The organism is Vibrio sp. 10N.222.54.E6, assembly GCF_041473955.1.
GTDB classification, from domain to species: Bacteria; Pseudomonadota; Gammaproteobacteria; order Enterobacterales; family Vibrionaceae; genus Vibrio; species Vibrio tasmaniensis_A.
Window position 1 is genome coordinate 40,156 of sequence record NZ_JBFRTD010000052.1, and the last position, 15,162, is coordinate 55,317.

Annotated in this window: 18 protein-coding genes and 1 pseudogene; 15 read left to right on the forward strand and 4 right to left on the reverse strand. The window is 44.2% G+C overall.

The window, feature by feature from the left end:
* The first annotated feature begins 152 nt into the window (after positions 1 to 152).
* The 9 genes from AB4513_RS23555 (at position 153) to AB4513_RS23595 (ending at position 6,854) form a co-directional block, all read left to right on the forward strand.
* Positions 153 to 782 (forward strand): PepSY-associated TM helix domain-containing protein, encoded by a 630-nt coding sequence (locus tag AB4513_RS23555; RefSeq protein ID WP_032555053.1) that lies wholly within the window; start codon positions 153 to 155, stop codon positions 780 to 782.
* 70 nt (positions 783 to 852) lie between these two features.
* On the forward strand, positions 853 to 1,371 hold the full coding sequence (locus AB4513_RS23560) for a DUF2271 domain-containing protein (RefSeq protein WP_102257992.1): 519 nt from the start codon (positions 853 to 855) through the stop codon (positions 1,369 to 1,371).
* A gap of 85 nt (positions 1,372 to 1,456) precedes the next feature.
* Positions 1,457 to 2,293, forward strand: coding sequence for a DUF4198 domain-containing protein (locus AB4513_RS23565; protein WP_017102108.1), 837 nt, complete (start codon positions 1,457 to 1,459; stop codon positions 2,291 to 2,293).
* Between the two features lie 115 nt (positions 2,294 to 2,408).
* Positions 2,409 to 2,744, forward strand: coding sequence for a hypothetical protein (locus tag AB4513_RS23570; protein WP_012600589.1), 336 nt, complete (start codon positions 2,409 to 2,411; stop codon positions 2,742 to 2,744).
* A complete protein-coding gene (locus AB4513_RS23575) occupies positions 2,741 to 3,337 on the forward strand; it encodes a DUF6162 family protein (protein ID WP_102257993.1) in 597 nt (198 codons plus the stop codon). Before AB4513_RS23570 ends, AB4513_RS23575 begins: the two co-directional genes overlap by 4 nt.
* A 46-nt stretch (positions 3,338 to 3,383) precedes the next feature.
* Complete coding sequence (locus AB4513_RS23580) at positions 3,384 to 4,319, forward strand: metal ABC transporter solute-binding protein, Zn/Mn family (RefSeq protein ID WP_102257994.1); 936 nt, start codon at positions 3,384 to 3,386, stop codon at positions 4,317 to 4,319.
* A complete protein-coding gene (locus tag AB4513_RS23585; protein ID WP_102257995.1) occupies positions 4,319 to 5,053 on the forward strand; it encodes a metal ABC transporter ATP-binding protein in 735 nt (244 codons plus the stop codon). The genes AB4513_RS23580 and AB4513_RS23585 overlap by 1 nt, the downstream gene beginning before the upstream one ends.
* On the forward strand, positions 5,053 to 5,928 hold the full coding sequence (locus AB4513_RS23590) for a metal ABC transporter permease (RefSeq protein WP_009845395.1): 876 nt from the start codon (positions 5,053 to 5,055) through the stop codon (positions 5,926 to 5,928). The genes AB4513_RS23585 and AB4513_RS23590 overlap by 1 nt, the downstream gene beginning before the upstream one ends.
* Positions 5,929 to 5,930: 2 nt before the next feature.
* Positions 5,931 to 6,854 (forward strand): ABC transporter substrate-binding protein, encoded by a 924-nt coding sequence (locus AB4513_RS23595; protein ID WP_102257996.1) that lies wholly within the window; start codon positions 5,931 to 5,933, stop codon positions 6,852 to 6,854.
* Positions 6,855 to 6,983: 129 nt separating this feature from the next.
* Here the strand turns inward: AB4513_RS23595 and AB4513_RS23600 are convergent, their stop codons facing one another.
* Positions 6,984 to 7,214: a DUF2986 domain-containing protein gene (locus AB4513_RS23600; RefSeq protein WP_017101886.1), complete on the reverse strand. Its 231-nt coding sequence runs from the start codon at positions 7,212 to 7,214 to the stop codon at positions 6,984 to 6,986.
* A 93-nt stretch (positions 7,215 to 7,307) separates the two neighbouring features.
* On the opposite strand from AB4513_RS23600, the gene AB4513_RS23605 reads away from it, so the two are divergent.
* Positions 7,308 to 7,703 (forward strand): nitrous oxide-stimulated promoter family protein, encoded by a 396-nt coding sequence (locus AB4513_RS23605; RefSeq protein ID WP_102257997.1) that lies wholly within the window; start codon positions 7,308 to 7,310, stop codon positions 7,701 to 7,703.
* Between the two features lie 120 nt (positions 7,704 to 7,823).
* On the opposite strand, the gene AB4513_RS23610 is transcribed toward AB4513_RS23605, so the two are convergent.
* The gene (locus AB4513_RS23610; RefSeq protein WP_102257998.1) at positions 7,824 to 9,221 is read right to left on the reverse strand and encodes an MATE family efflux transporter; all 1,398 of its coding nucleotides are present in this window, start codon (positions 9,219 to 9,221) and stop codon (positions 7,824 to 7,826) included.
* Between the two features lie 50 nt (positions 9,222 to 9,271).
* On the opposite strand from AB4513_RS23610, the gene AB4513_RS23615 reads away from it, so the two are divergent.
* The 3 genes from AB4513_RS23615 (at position 9,272) to AB4513_RS23625 (ending at position 11,167) form a co-directional block, all read left to right on the forward strand.
* A complete protein-coding gene (locus AB4513_RS23615; protein ID WP_017097624.1) occupies positions 9,272 to 10,165 on the forward strand; it encodes a helix-turn-helix domain-containing protein in 894 nt (297 codons plus the stop codon).
* Between the two features lie 144 nt (positions 10,166 to 10,309).
* Entirely contained in the window at positions 10,310 to 10,660 is a 351-nt protein-coding gene (locus AB4513_RS23620; RefSeq protein ID WP_102257999.1) for a winged helix-turn-helix domain-containing protein, read from the forward strand.
* A 171-nt stretch (positions 10,661 to 10,831) separates the two neighbouring features.
* Positions 10,832 to 11,167 carry a winged helix-turn-helix domain-containing protein gene (locus AB4513_RS23625; protein ID WP_102258000.1) on the forward strand — a complete coding sequence of 112 codons (336 nt, stop codon included), beginning with the start codon at positions 10,832 to 10,834 and terminating at the stop codon, positions 11,165 to 11,167.
* A 153-nt stretch (positions 11,168 to 11,320) separates the two neighbouring features.
* Here AB4513_RS23625 and AB4513_RS23630 read toward each other — a convergent pair whose 3' ends face one another.
* Positions 11,321 to 12,472 (reverse strand): MFS transporter, encoded by a 1,152-nt coding sequence (locus AB4513_RS23630; protein WP_017097622.1) that lies wholly within the window; start codon positions 12,470 to 12,472, stop codon positions 11,321 to 11,323.
* Between AB4513_RS23630 and AB4513_RS23635 the strand changes: the two are divergent.
* Together AB4513_RS23635 and AB4513_RS23640 are read left to right on the forward strand one after the other, a co-directional pair.
* Positions 12,472 to 12,680: pseudogene (locus AB4513_RS23635) on the forward strand (hypothetical protein). The gene AB4513_RS23630 and the pseudogene AB4513_RS23635 overlap by 1 nt on opposite strands.
* 240 nt (positions 12,681 to 12,920) lie before the next feature.
* Positions 12,921 to 14,570: a GMC family oxidoreductase gene (locus AB4513_RS23640; protein ID WP_102258002.1), complete on the forward strand. Its 1,650-nt coding sequence runs from the start codon at positions 12,921 to 12,923 to the stop codon at positions 14,568 to 14,570.
* Positions 14,571 to 14,715: 145 nt separating this feature from the next.
* On the opposite strand, the gene trxC is transcribed toward AB4513_RS23640, so the two are convergent.
* Positions 14,716 to 15,150 (reverse strand): thioredoxin TrxC, encoded by a 435-nt coding sequence (gene trxC / locus AB4513_RS23645; RefSeq protein ID WP_004731082.1) that lies wholly within the window; start codon positions 15,148 to 15,150, stop codon positions 14,716 to 14,718.
* Positions 15,151 to 15,162: the final 12 nt, after the last annotated feature.

Consider the following 15,162-nt stretch of genomic DNA (forward strand, 5'->3'; position numbering starts at 1 on the left):
CTTAATACATTAACGGTATTCTTAGGAGCGTTCTGTAATAACTTGTAACTCGGCCACTTACATTATGGATAACGTAAATAATGTAAATTGAATGCCAATACGAATGATTATCAACTAAATTGTCGCCATAAAATCTATAGGTATTGGTTTGTATGTCGTTAAAAAGTAGGGCGGTTCAATCATGGGCTCGTCGACTTCATGTTTATATTTCTATGGCGCTGTTGTTTGTTGTTCTTTTCTTTTCAGTGACAGGCATCACCCTTAATCGCCCTGAGCTATTTGAATCCAGCCAACCCAATATCCAACACTCTACGCTAACGCTTCCCACGAGTTTGTTTACGATCCAAGACGGTCGACTGAAAGCCGACGAGTCTGCTTTTGAAACGTTTTTGTTTGAAGAAGCAAACCTATCTGGCGTTCCTTCGGGTTTAGACATCTACGCAGAGATTGAAGACGGTGAGTTGCTCATCGGTGAAGTGTCTATGGACTTCAAAGGACCTGGCTACAACGCTTCTGTGTTCGTCGATGTGACTTCTGAAATGGTGGAAGTCGAAACAACGAATTATGGCGTTATTGCATTGTTGAATGACCTACACAAAGGGCGTAATAGCGGTGAAGTGTGGAAGTGGTTCATCGATATTACTGCGCTATTGATGGTCTTCTTTGTACTGACAGGTGTGTGCTTACTGTTACCTAAGAAAAAAACACTTAATACCTCTATTAAATGGACGGTATTTGGGTCTGCAATTTCACTTGCTATCTATTTTGTCGCCGTACCGTAACCCGCTATCCGTTCCATGAGGCGGTGTGAGGGTGAATTAAAGGCGCAACGGATTTGAAAGGTTGTTAAACATGAAAAATATGAATTGGAGTAAATCGCTCCTTGCTTTGTCTCTTTTACCAAGCTTAGGCATGGCTGAGGTGCTTCCTGACACAGCAAAGCTCGATGTGCATTTCGAGTTACCAAGAATTGAGGCTTCTCCATACAAGCGCCCTTACGTAGCGATATGGGTAGAGAACAGTGAAAGAAAGTCAGTGAAAACGATCGAGCTTTGGGTCGGCCAAGATGAATGGCTTAAAGATTTACGAAGTTGGTGGCGAAAAGTCGGACGTTACGACCGCGAACTCGTTGATGCGGTGACTTCCGCAACACGTCCTGTTGGTCAATATCGTTTTGCTTGGGATGGCAAAAATGATGCCGGTCAATCGTTAGAGCAAGGTGAATACACGGTTCATATTGAAGTTGTACGTGAACATGGTGGCCGAAACTATCTTCGCCAAAAAGTAGCACTCACTGACAAAAATGCTTCTTACCAATTAGAACCAACGGAAGAGACCGGTCAGATTACGCTCAACTATATCGTTAAGTAGTAGATAAAGAAGCGATAAATAATGGTAGCCATCGTAGACGCTCATTGAGCGACACGGTTAAAGATTACAAATAATGGAATTGAACATGATGAAACAGACAAAAATAAAGGCGCTTGCTCTTGCAGGTGTAATGGCGTTCGGTCTAGCAGCAACGACGACTGCGCAAGCTCACCCTCGTTGGGTTTTGCCTTCTCATTTCACCGTTTCTAAAGAAGGTGGTGACTGGTTAACATTTGATGTGACGGCATCCCACGGTACGTTTGTTTTTGATAAGCCAGCAGGAAGTGATAAAGCATTCGTTATCATGCCTGATGGCCGTAACGAGCGTCCTAACTTCGTTGTAAAAGGCAAGCGTCGCTCAATGTTTGATTTCTATTTTGAGGAAGAAGGTACACACAAAGTAGCAATCAACAATGAACCAACGTACTGGACACAGTACAAAGCGGGTCGTCGTGACACAGTAAAATGGATTAAAGCGACTAAAGCTGAGCGTGATGCCTTATTACCTGAAAAATCACGTGACGTGGTAACTCAAGTTGGTTTCACTCGCGCAGAAAGTTACATCACAGTAGGCAAGCCAACGGATTCAGTTTTCAAAATTGAAGGCAAGCTTCTTGAAATGAAGCCTGTTACACACCCTTCAGACATCGTTGAAGGCGAACCGGTGACATTCCAATTCTTCTACAACGGTGAAATCCAGAAAGACGTGAAAGCGGAAATTACTCGTGAAGGTACGCTTTACCGCAATCACCAAGAGCAGATTGATGTAGTGAGCGATGAAAACGGTGAAATCACGTTTACTCCAGACGTAGCGGGTCGTTACGTAATGAAAGCGAACTACAAAGGTGAGTTGGTTGACAACCCACTGGCAGACAAAGCAAGTACGAATGTGCACCTGACATTCGAAGCATTGCTTCAATAGTCGGTTTTATCGGGAGAAAGCTCCTGATTATTAGATAAAAAAGACAAGGGCTCATTAGAGCCCTTTAACGGTCAGTATACCACTGAAAATTTGTAACGTGGCGAGGGTACGAACGATGAAAATAACAATAAAAGCAAACACCATAATTGCTCCGTGCTTAGCTCTGGGGCTTGGTTTAGCGGCATTACCTGCGCAAGCACACTTTCCATTGATGAGCTGTTGGTTTGAAGGCAAAACGGTTGCCTGTGAGGCAGGTTACTCTGATGGTAGTAAAGCGATAGATTACGCAGTCGCGATGTACGACTATGAAGACAACTTGATAGCGAAAGAGATGACGGATAAACGCTCTATTGTCGAATTTCCAAACCCAAATTCTGAGTTTTACCTCGTGTTTGATTCAGGTCACGAGTTTCCTGTTGAAGTCGACGTTGTAGAGATCAAAGAAAAATGATGATTCAAAGTGTACGCGCTGACACAGGCGGAAGAGAGGGCAAGTGGGTTGGCCTAATCATTATATTCATCCTTTGTTTTGCGACGGTTGCTATTCCGTTTAATCAAGCAGAATCTCATATCGAAGTGACCCTTGATCACCAAGTCTTGGTGACTGATGTTGAGCAAGAAAACTTGGCGATGCTGTCAGAACTCCGTTTGGCTCATGAAGAGATTCGAGATCTTCGTATGGACTTAGACGGCGATTGGCCAAGTGTTGTGTCACTTAAAGATGAATGGGTCGCGCCTTTTGTTGAAGACCAGAGTTGGAAACGCAAAGGTTCTCATACTTGGTTATTGGACGAGCGTGGTTACTACTTTTCTACGCCAAGTGAACACGCTACATCAAGTGAATATGCTGCACAAAGCGATCATGGCTTCGCGGACTCCTTTATTTTGAATGCGAATAGTGTTTCTCCGGAAATCTGGATTTTCTTTGGTGGTGTCGCAAGCAAACCTACTCAATTTGATGAAAATACATTGGAATCTGCAGGCTGGAAATTGGTGGTGAATGAGTCAGAAGTTGCTGATCAGCATGAAGCTTCTTCACATTAATCCCGGACTCTCGAAAAACAAAATGCTCACTAATAAGAGATTTACTATGCGATTCATGACTCTATTGATGTCGTTAATGGCGGTGCTATCGACACCCAATGCATTGGCAAAAGAATACACAGTCGACAGCGATAAGTTGACGATAGGCATTACCCTACAGCCTTACTATAGCTACGTAAAAGCAGTGGTAGGTGACAAAGTGAACATCCTTCCTTTGGTTGATGCTGGCTTTAACCCGCATAATTATTTGCCACAACCGAATGACTTGAAGCGATTGAGCCAGATGGATGCAATCGTGGTAAACGGTATTGGCCACGATGACTTCGCATTAAAAGTCATTTCAGCTGCGCAACGTGATGATTTAATGGTTATTGAAGCGAACAAAGAAGTACCTCTACTTCCTGCATTAGGCCAGTCTGTTGGCCAAGGCGCAGTGAACCCACATACGTTTGTTGGACTTTCTACAACAATCCAAAAGGTTTACACCATCGCGAGCGAAGTTTCTAAGCTCGACCCAGACAACGCTACGTTTTATCGCAAGAACGCACGTAAATACGCCAAGCAATTTCGCTTTATGAAGCGCGATGCGATGTTGTCACTAGGCGAACTCGACACATCAGGTATGAAAGTAGCGACTACGCACAATGCTTATGGCTATATCCTTCAAGAGTTTGGTGTGGATGTTGCGGCGGTGATTGAGCCTGCACACGGTGTTGAACCAAGTGCGAGCCAACTGCAAGATACGATCGAGAAAATCCGCGCATCAGGCATTGATGTTCTGTTCTACGAGCTAAACATGCCAAACCGCTTTGTTGACACGATTGAAGCAGAAACAGGCGTTCAGCTTTACCGTTTCTCTCACATGACGCACGGTGAGTATCAAGACGATAAGGTAGAAGTTGAGATGAAGAAGAACTTAGAAACGTTAATCGAAGCCATGAAATTTGCTGCGGCTAACCAGGCTAAAAGTGGGAAGGCGTAATGCAAGGTCCATCGATTTCAATTAACCAACTCGGTCTGCAATACGACAATAACGTGATTCTTGATGATATCACGCTAGAGCTTAAAGCGGGTGAGTGCCATGTGATCATGGGGCCAAACGGCGGTGGCAAAACCTCTTTGCTGCGTTCAGTTCTCGGTTTGACGCCTTTTTCTGGTCAAATCAATATTCATTGGCCAGAAAAGCCAAGCATTGGTTACGTTCCTCAAAAAGCGACCTTCGAATCGAGCTTACCTCTGACGGTAATGGATTTCGTCCTGCTTAACCAAACTCGAATTCCGCTGTTTTGGCGTCGTAAGTCTAAGCAATTGGATCTTGCATTAGCGCAACTCGACCGTGTGGGAATGGCGACTCGTAGCGACCGCCGTATGGGTCAATTGTCGGGTGGCGAGCAGCAACGCGTGTTGTTTGCACAAGCATTATTGGATAACCCAAGTTTGTTGGTGTTGGATGAACCAACGACTGGCATGGATGAACAAGGCGTTCGTTATTTAGAATCGCTAGTTCGTGAATGCGTTAATGAAGGGCGTACCATTCTTGCTGTTCACCATGATGTAACCGCAGTACGTCGTCTTGAAGCGAATGTACATGTTGTGAATCGATTCTTGGTGGATAGTGGTCCACATGAACAAGTACTACACCCGACTAAAATCGAGAGTCTGTTCCAGCACTATAGCAGTGGATCTGCCATCACCAAATCGAAGGAGGTTGCGTAATGGAGTGGTTACGACAACTTGCCACTAGTGGCGTTGAAGCGGGTTGGTTATCAGACAGCTTCATGTATGCGTTTATGGTAAATGCACTGGTTGCCGCATTGTTACTTGGCCCGTTATTAGGTGGCCTTGGTACTTTGGTGATTGCTAAACGCTTGGCATTCTTCTCTGAAGCGGTAGGTCATGCTGCATTAACCGGTATTGCCATTGGTGTTTTGCTTGGCGAGCCACCAGAAAACCCAATTATTGGTCTGTTTAGCTTCTGTATGATCTTTGCTTTGCTTCTTCACTTTGTAAGAAACAGAACCAACGTGCCATACGACACCTTAGTTGGTGTGTTTCTAGCGCTAGCATTGGCAGTAGGTGCGGCATTGCTGATGTACGTGGCGCGTAAGATCAATATCCACATGCTTGAGAACGTGTTATTTGGTTCGATTCTGACGGTAACAGACCAAGATTTAGCAATTCTCGCAGGCAGCTGCGCGCTCATCATTTTGCTCTTGATACCGACGTTCAACCGTATTCTTCTCACTTGTATTAGCCCGGATATTGCCAAGGTGCGCGGCTATAACACCAGCTTCTATGACTACCTGTTTGTGATGATGATTACTTTGGTGACGATTGCTGCGGTGAAGATCGTGGGTGCTGTTTTGGTTGGTGCGTTATTATTGATTCCGGGTGCTACGGCGCGATTGTTGACTAAACGCATGGGGAGCTTTGTTTTGCTTTCTGCGTTGCTGGCAACTATTGCATGTTTAGTCGGAACGGTATTACCGATGGAACTTAAACTGCCTGTGCCGTCAGGCGCTTCAATAATCATCGTTTCTGCAACGTTTTTCCTAGCGGCAACGCTATACCGAATTATAAGAAAGGCATAACCATGACTCCTTTGATGAATCGTATTTCAAGCTCAGTAAAAACAGCGGCTCAAGTGGGTGTACTTGGTAGTGTGTTAATGGCTGGATCTGTGGTGTCACTGAACGCTAATGCAGAAGATATCTTAACGAGCACACCTGTGACTTATGCATTGGCAACAGAGCTAACCAAAGGCACTGACATTACCACTGAATACCTACCACCAAAACGTTACGGCATTGATCGCTTACTTAACTGGTTTGGCACTAAGGGTGAAAGCAAGGTGCTTAAGTCAGGAGAGAAGGCGACCGTTGCGTTAACGCTGTCATCTATTTGGCAAGCGGATCCTACATTTGTATACGCAAGGCAAGGCAATATCCGCTTGGTTGAGGTGGATGCCGCTCAAGCTATTACACCGCGAGCACAAGGTGTTGCCGCGTTGACGCTATCAAGTGGTGAAGTGTCTAAGTATGCTTGGTTAAATCCAACCAACCTAACGCGCATGGCTGCTATCGTGGCTGACGACTTTAAGTTGTTGTGGCCAGCGCAAGCAGAGACGATTGATAGCAACCTACAACGTGTGATGTTGGATGTGCGTGAACTGATTAACAAGCAACAAGCGGTATTATTGGATAACGACGTAGATTCAGTATTGTTACTTTCAGAAAGCTTGGAAGATTTTGCTTCTGGTAGCCAACTGTTTGTTGAAGCACGTATGTTCAAAGCTGAACTGGAATGGACAGAACAAGACAAGGCCAAACTCAAAGCGATGTTTTCTGAAGATGACGCGCTATGGTTAGTGACAGCGAAAAAGCCGACGACTTTGATTAAGTCGCTGGTGCCTAATGAGCGAATTCTTGTAGTTGACTCGGTAGACCGCTGGGGAAGAGCAGGGATTAATGCAAAAGTGCCGTTCGCACGTTGGGAAGTTAAACCATTCAAAGGTTAATTGAATAGCTAAGTCGCTAGGTTAATACGGTAGGATCAAAAAAGCAGCCCAAATAGAGGCTGCTTTTTATGTTCTTGTCTACAGGCTCTGATCTGAGCGCTGAGCAAGAGTATCTCGTGAGTCAAAAGTTTACTCTGCAGCTTTTTTTTCTTTAGTTTCAATACCAGCTTCTTCTGCTTCAACCGCTGTCTCTACTGAACCCTCAGCTTGCTCTAGAGCGGCTTTCGCTTGTTCTTCAGCTTCCATTTTTGCGCGATCAGCTTTAGAAATATAGCGAGGCTTGTTGCTACCATGCAGTTTAGAATTCGCCTGTTTCTGTCTTTTCTTTAGAATTTGATTGATTTTTTTCTTACGGTTCATTGCTGCATAGCCTTGTATTTAGTTTATGCGGTGGAGGATAATCATTTTAGATCTAGAACTCAACCTGTACGGTCTCTCATTAGGTAATTAATCATGTTCCAACATAACAACATTCTACAAGGCGAACTCGCAACGGAGTACAAAACCGTTATTGCGATGGTGCACATCTACTGTAAAGATCACCACGGTGCGGTTCGTCAGAATAACGCGTTATGTGAAGAGTGTGAGCAACTGTTGCGTTATGCAGAGACACGACTTGATAGATGCCCTTATGGCGAAGCAAAGCCGACCTGTAACAAGTGTCCGATTCATTGTTATAAGCCTGATCCTAAAGAGCAGATGCGTTTAGTGATGCGCTATGCAGGGCCAAGAATGCTACTTAAGCATCCGATTTTAGCGATCAGGCATTTGATTCATGAGAAACATAAAGTGCCAGAGAAGCCACTGCCGAATGTGTCTAATCGCCATATCCGAATGAACAAGAAGTAACTAGTGCTTTAAAGTGGTCGCAGAAGAAACGAAAAAGGTCTGATTGCTCAGACCTTTTGTGTTTCTGCTAACTGCATTATCAGAAGGCAGTCTTGTAGAAAGAATACTTTATGTATAAAGCTACACCGCTTGAGGCTCGTCGTAGGTCACTGTGAGATTGTTGATCCAGCGTCGGCTCAAGTAGCGGTGCGAGCATATTGCCAGTTTCACCACTTCTTCTACCAACATCAGGCCATAGATGTATTTGAAATCCCATCCAGCGACAAACGCGCCATAAACACACACTGGAATGCCCACCATCCACATCGCGATGAAATCCATGCGAAGGCAAAAAGCGTTATCACCACCAGCACGAATAATACCGTTAATGATCACCATGTTGAGCATACGAATCACCACTGCAAAACACATGATCATCATTGCTGGCGAAGCAAGCGGGTACAATGCATCTGTAGAAAGGTTTAACCATGATAGAACATGCTCTTTACCCATAAACAGTAGCATGCCAACGACAGCGCCAAAGCCAACGACGGCTTTAATGAATGTTAGACCCATGCTCATAGCATCATCAAATTCATCACGGCCCAGCGAATGGCCAAGCAATACTGAACACGCCACCGAAATACCAAAGAATATTGAGTAACACAGCGATTCGAACGGTGCGAGCATCGAGAACACCGCAAGTTCAGTCGTGCCCATGTGACCAAAGATCATTTGATATGCCATTGTGCCCATTGCCCACAACACGGCATTCATCGTTAGCGGCAACGCAATACGACGGTAAGAAAGCCACAGTGATGGACGGTGTGGTGAGCTTGGGGTGGTTAGCAGCCAGTGTTTACGCACACGCATGTAGCTATACATTAAGCCCACTTGAATCAATCGCGCTAAGGTTGTCGCCAATGCAGCACCTGCAACGCCCATTGCTGGAATGCCGAAAGCCCCTTTAATTAGAACGAAGTTAAGCGCAATGTTGAGTGCAATAGTAATACCACCTAACAATAGTGGAGTTACGGTGTCACCTGATGAGCGCATGCTTGCTTCTACCACTACTACAATGTGAGTTAGAAGTAGAACAGGGAACCCATACCAAAGGTAAGTCGCTCCAAGCTCAATCACGGTTTGATCGCTAGTTTGCAACATCATTAAAAACTGAGAACCAAGAGTGATGATTGCTGTAACAGGCAGCAGAACTTTTAAACCAAACACCATCGCGATAGATGACACGGTACGTGCACTTTTTCGGTCATTCTTTCCCCAGTATTGAGCAACTAATGTACCGTTTGCTGAGGCCAACCCTGCCATAATCATAATCGCAACGAAGTGCCATTTTGATGCGATTCCCACAGCGGCTGCTGCTTCCATACCAAAATCACTGACCATCAAGACGTCAGCAAGGGCAAGAATAGCAACCAGCGCACTTTGCAAAGCTACAGGTAAACCAAGTTTAACGATACGAGGTAATATGCTCTCTGGCTTGTTATTCATAGATGAGTTAGGGTTGATGTTAGTTGTCATAAGCTCTCCGATTTATGGCAGAACTATAGTGATTTGAGCGAAGTAACAACATGTTTAAAAAACAACAAAACCTGTGCGAATCCGTCATTGACACCATGGAGCCTAAATCAACGTGGCAAGATGATGTTTTTCTCGCGGAACATTGCAAAGAACGTTTTTTGACCGTTGAAGATATCCCAGAGATGAAAAGCTTTGGTGTCTATATGGGCGGTATGGCAAAACTATACGATGGTTATTGGGTTGAGCGAGAATCCGTTAATGTTCATACGTTGATTTTCACTATGGAAGGTGGCGGCATTCTAACAACCACGACATCAGTACAAGCGATTACACCGTATACGCTGGTGGTTCTTCCTGCCGGAACCCCATTTCGTTTTGAACTCGATCCGCAATATAACTATTGGAAAATGGCGTGGATGTTGACCCCCGATACTAAGCAGTGGCAACACATAGCAAGTTTAGGTCAGGGGATTGTGCCTTTTGGAGAGTGTGAGCAGATCTGGTCATTAATGAACTTGGTTTACTTTGAGATAGGGGGCCGAGCCAGTTACCGTAAGTTACTCTTGAGTGAAATAGTCCGAACGTTGACGGGTTTTGAACCTAAATCAACAAGCACCACCGCTCGTGTTCAAGCGCTCTATAATGAAATTGAAAGTAGTCTGCATCAACCATGGACAGTAGCTGGTATGGCTCAAAGGGTGTTTATCAGCGAAGAGCAGCTTAATCGAGTTACCAAGACGCTCTTCGACCTATCACCACGCAGCAAGTTGATTCAACTAAGAATGGATAAAGCGACCAGTTTGTTAAAATACCAAGATTGGTCGGTGTCGATGATTGCCAACCGCTTGGGTTACAAAGATCCTTATAACTTCTCACATCGCTTTAAAAAGCATTTTGGTTTATCTCCAAGCCAATACCGTAAAAGCCATCGACTTACCGGGTAATACTGGTTGTCCACTAAAAATTCGTTTCTTAGAACAATTCCACAAGATCAATTTTGCAGTAAATGTACGGTATTAAGTGATCTATCAATTTAGTATTTTTGTACCATTCGATAATATTGGAAATATCTTAAAAGACAACTGCTTATGAAACGTGAGGAATCCATACAAAAAATAGCGGATCACGTAGACGATTTTAAACTTCCGTCTAAGTGGGTTCTAAATAAAAAAGAGTTTCAATCTGATACGAGGATCGTCCGAAAGCAGGAGTGTGGCTCGATAATAGGGACGCTTTCAGAGCCTCATCGTAAGGTTCTTTTTTACTTGTATCAAAATAAAGGACATGTAATCAGTAAGCGAGTTTTGAAGCGTGTAGGTTGGTCGGGTAAAGCCGTGACATCTGCTTCAGTATTGGTTGCTATCTACGAGATAAGAAGGATCTTAGACTGTCGTTGTATAAAAACGGTTTCTAACGAAGGTTATGTACTGGAGGATTAATTTCCCTTTATTGATATCCTGTTCATATATTAATAATAAAAATTTAATCTCTTTACCGTATACGCTGCTTTCATTATCTTCGATTTTAAACGTCCACTTATAAGCGACGTTATACAAAAATGACTGAATTTAACTTTGTTGCTGGCTATATCGTAAGGGAATTGTATAAAAATGGACGCCTATCCTGTAATAGATACTCACCACTCTGAACACAACGTAATACTTGAACTCAACGGAAAAATAGTTGAACTCGACACCAAACTTATTCGCAATGTTGAAAACGGCTATGTCCTGGCTACCATGCCTTTAGCGTATCGTAAGATCATTCTGTTTATGAATCGACATCGAGGGAAGTTGTTCAGTGTCGGGCAATTGAAGAAGATTGGCTGGGAGAATGGGTCAGTCACTAACTCGTCAGTGATTGTTGCGATATCTGAGATCAGATCACTATTCGGGGATGGCCTAATCATTACCATTACTGGCGAAGGCTACATATTTCAGCCTTAACCTGAAGAACACCTCTATTTCTAATATTGATGCTTTTTGTCGACTTTTGCTCAGAAGTCATCAAACAAAAAGAGCTCTTCGTTAGACGGAAAGTCATAACTAAGAGCTCTAGAGGTAACTATCCTACCTGAGGAGGATAGTTGCCATTCGAACTTACTCGCCTGCAATCTGTAGAGGAGAGCGTTTTAAGCTAGCAATCAACATGTAGATCGTTGTAGCGAGTAGAGACGCGAACAGGTAAGTGAATAATCCCGCTTGTGAATCCATAAAGCTATCTGCAACCAATGGGCCAGCGACAGAACCGATGCTGTAACACAACAGCATAACCTGAGTCACTGACACTAGATAGCTTGGGTCTAAGTTACGACAACCCAAGTTAATCGCGATTGGGTAAAGTGCAAAAGTCGCCATACCTAACACAAACAAGCTCATACCAAGAACATAAAAATCATGGTTAATCGTTAGTACACCAATGCTTGCAACCCCTAGTAGGCAGAACAGAGCCATTAATAACACTTGTCCTATGTGGTGAGATAACCATGTCACCATCGGCTGAACAGCCATACCACCCATAATCACTAACGCCATCAAACCGCCAATATCTTGATGTGCGATGTTGCGTTGAGCGAGCTCAACAGGCATCAGTCCGTAAATAGATCCAAGTGTTAATCCAGATACAATACAGCCAATCAAAGCGCTGTGGCTAAGTTTGCTGATTTGCTTTAATGATAAAGACTGCGCATCGTGAATTTGTGGTGCTGTCGCTTGTCCGTACATCAACACAATGATTGCACCAAACAACAAGGTGAACATTGCGATGAAAGGTACGCCACCTGTAATACCAAGGTAACCGATGCCGAGTTGGCCAACGGCAGAGCCGCCGTATAGCGAACACATGTAAACGCCTAAGCGTTTCGCGCGCTGAGATTCGTCACCGCTCATTAACCAAGACTCTACAATCACGAAGATACCTGCAACCGCTACACCAGCGACAAAGCGGGCTAATAACCATACCGCTTGATGTGGGATGAGTGGTAACACAAGGATCGTTGCGATAAAAATAGCCAGAGCGATAACAAACGCATCTCTGTGACCAACACGTGCGATCGCACGTTCAATCAATAACGTACCGGCTAAAAGCCCTGCATAGAATGCACTCGCCAACCAACTCGATAGATTTTTGTCTAAGCCATACTCAGACAACATTAATGGTAATGAACTCATTAAATAGCCTGAAGCGATCGCGTAAAAAGACAATGCAATAACCGGAACAGTTATGCGAGTTGTTTGTTGGATGTTGTCCAATGCAGGAGCCTCTAAATAGTGGAAGAAACGATGAATTTTCCGCGACTATGGGGGAGAAACTGAATTGGGTAAAACGAATAAAAATAGTCGTTAAGATAAAAGAAATTTATCGAGATCTTGAGCTAAAATACCATAGCGGAATTTACGATTTTTCGAGATTTTATGCGGTCAAAAAGCCACTAGGATTATGTTCATTATGGTTTTGTAAGCGATACAATCATCCGCGTAGGTCATCCGTGATGGTTGTTGAACATCACGATAATTCAAGCGAAGAAAGTTAAGCTCATTGGTGCTTTATGAACATACACAACGTCATTGAACAGGCCAGAGAGGAATGGTGTTGTGTTCAACTTGATGTTACAAATACCCGCGTAAAATGTTCATTCGTATGGTGTTATCAATGACGGCAATAGCGTAAACGAGAGTTACACCCAATGGAGATAGGCAAATGGATAGTTATGATTTTATTGTTGTTGGCGGGGGCTCGGCAGGATGTGTAATGGCTGCAAGGCTGTCTGAAGATCCCAATGTCACGGTTTGCCTATTGGAAGCAGGTGGTAAAGACACAAGCCCATTAATTCATACACCCGTAGGTATAGCCGCGATGATGCCAACTAAGCTAAACAACTGGGCCTTTGAGACCGTTGAACAGCCGGGTTTGAATGGTCGTAAAGGTTATCAACCAAGAGGTAAGACACTTGGTGGGTCCAGTTCTATCAATGCGATGATGTACGCTCGTGGGCACCGTTACGACTACGACACTTGGGAAAGTTTGGGTAATGCAGGTTGGAGTTATGAATCGTGTCTGCCTTACTTTAAGAAAGCCGAAAATAACGAAGTTCACCAAGATGAGTATCACGGCCAAGGTGGCCCTCTGAACGTCACTAACCTTCGATCGCCAAGTCCGATGTTGGAACGTTACTTAACGGCGTGTGAGTCGATAGGGGTTCCCCGTAATGAAGACATCAACGGTGCTGCTCAGTTTGGGGCGATGCCGACGCAGGTAACCCAGTTGAATGGCGAACGGTGCAGTGCTGCCAAGGCTTACTTAACGCCAAACCTTTCGAGACCAAATCTTACGGTCGTGACCAAGGCAACCACGCATAAGGTCTTGTTTGAGGAGAAGAAAGCGGTAGGTGTTGAATACGGCTCGAATGGCAAGCGTTATCAGATCCAATGTAACAAAGAGGTGATTCTATCTGCTGGTGCATTTGGTTCTCCCCAGTTGTTATTACTGTCTGGTGTCGGTGCTAAAGACGATTTGGAGGCGCATGACATCGAGCAGGTTCATGAGTTGCCTGGAGTGGGCAAGAACCTCCAAGACCATATCGACTTGGTGCATTCGTACAAGTGCAGTGAAAAGCGTGAAACTTTTGGTATCTCGCTACAAATGGCCTCTGAAATGACCAAAGCTCTGCCGCTATGGCACAAAGAACGCCGTGGCAAGATGAGCAGTAATTTTGCAGAGGGGATAGGTTTTCTTTGTTCCGAAGATCATATCGCGGTGCCGGATTTAGAGTTTGTATTTGTGGTCGCTGTTGTCGATGACCATGCAAGAAAAATCCATACCAGTCATGGTTTTACGTCTCATGTCACCTTGTTGCGTCCGAAAAGCAACGGCAGCGTAACGCTCAATAGTAATGATCCTTATGATCCGCCTAAGATCGATCCTGCGTTTTTCAGTCATCCTGAAGATATGGAGATAATGATTAAGGGCTGGAAGAAGCAGTATCAAATGTTAGAGAGTTCGGCGTTTGACGACATCCGTGGTAATGCTTTCTACCCAGTGGACGCCAGTGATGACGAGGCTATCGAGCAAGATATTCGCAACCGTGCAGACACTCAGTATCACCCAGTTGGGACCTGTAAAATGGGCCCTAACAGTGATTCATTAGCCGTGGTGGATAACGATCTTAAAGTCTATGGGTTGAATAACTTGAGAGTCATTGATGCTTCTGTGATGCCGACATTGATTGGGGCAAACACCAACGCGCCAACCATTATGATTGCTGAAAAAGTCGCAGATCAAATCAAAGAGGAATACGGGCTAGATAAGCAAGAATCTAGTATTCGAGCGAAAGGCGAAGCTGTGGTTTAATTCAAGAAGTTAAGTGATAACCACAAATAAAACAGTAGGTTAGATAGTCTTGATTTGATAAGACTCTCTAACCTATTTTTGTGTGCTTACTTAGAATAAAGCAAAAGTTAATTTAATCGCTTAACCAATAGCTTAAACAATGGTGTTATTTAGTTAGAGCTTGATTAAGCCACTGATCAAATTGGCCTTTTGGTAACGCACCGTTAATCGTATCGACACGTTTGCCATCTTTAAACACCATCACCGTGGGAATACTTCTGATTTGGTACATCGCGGCAAGCTGTTGCTGAGCTTCAGTATCAATCTTAACGAATCGAACATCTCCCGAACGCTCTTTAGCAACGTCACTGAACACTGGCGCAAAGCCAACACATGGGTTACACCATGTTGCCCAGAAATCGACAACCACTGGCTGTGAACTATTCAAAATAGATTGGAAATTAAGTGACGTTCCCTCGATAGGAGCGCCATCGAGCAATGCTGTTTTGCATTTACCGCAGGTTGGGCTTTCTGAAATTCTTTCTGAAGGAACTCGGTTTACGCCATTACAAGAAGGGCAACGTGTGTTGAATGTAGACATAACTTTCTCTTT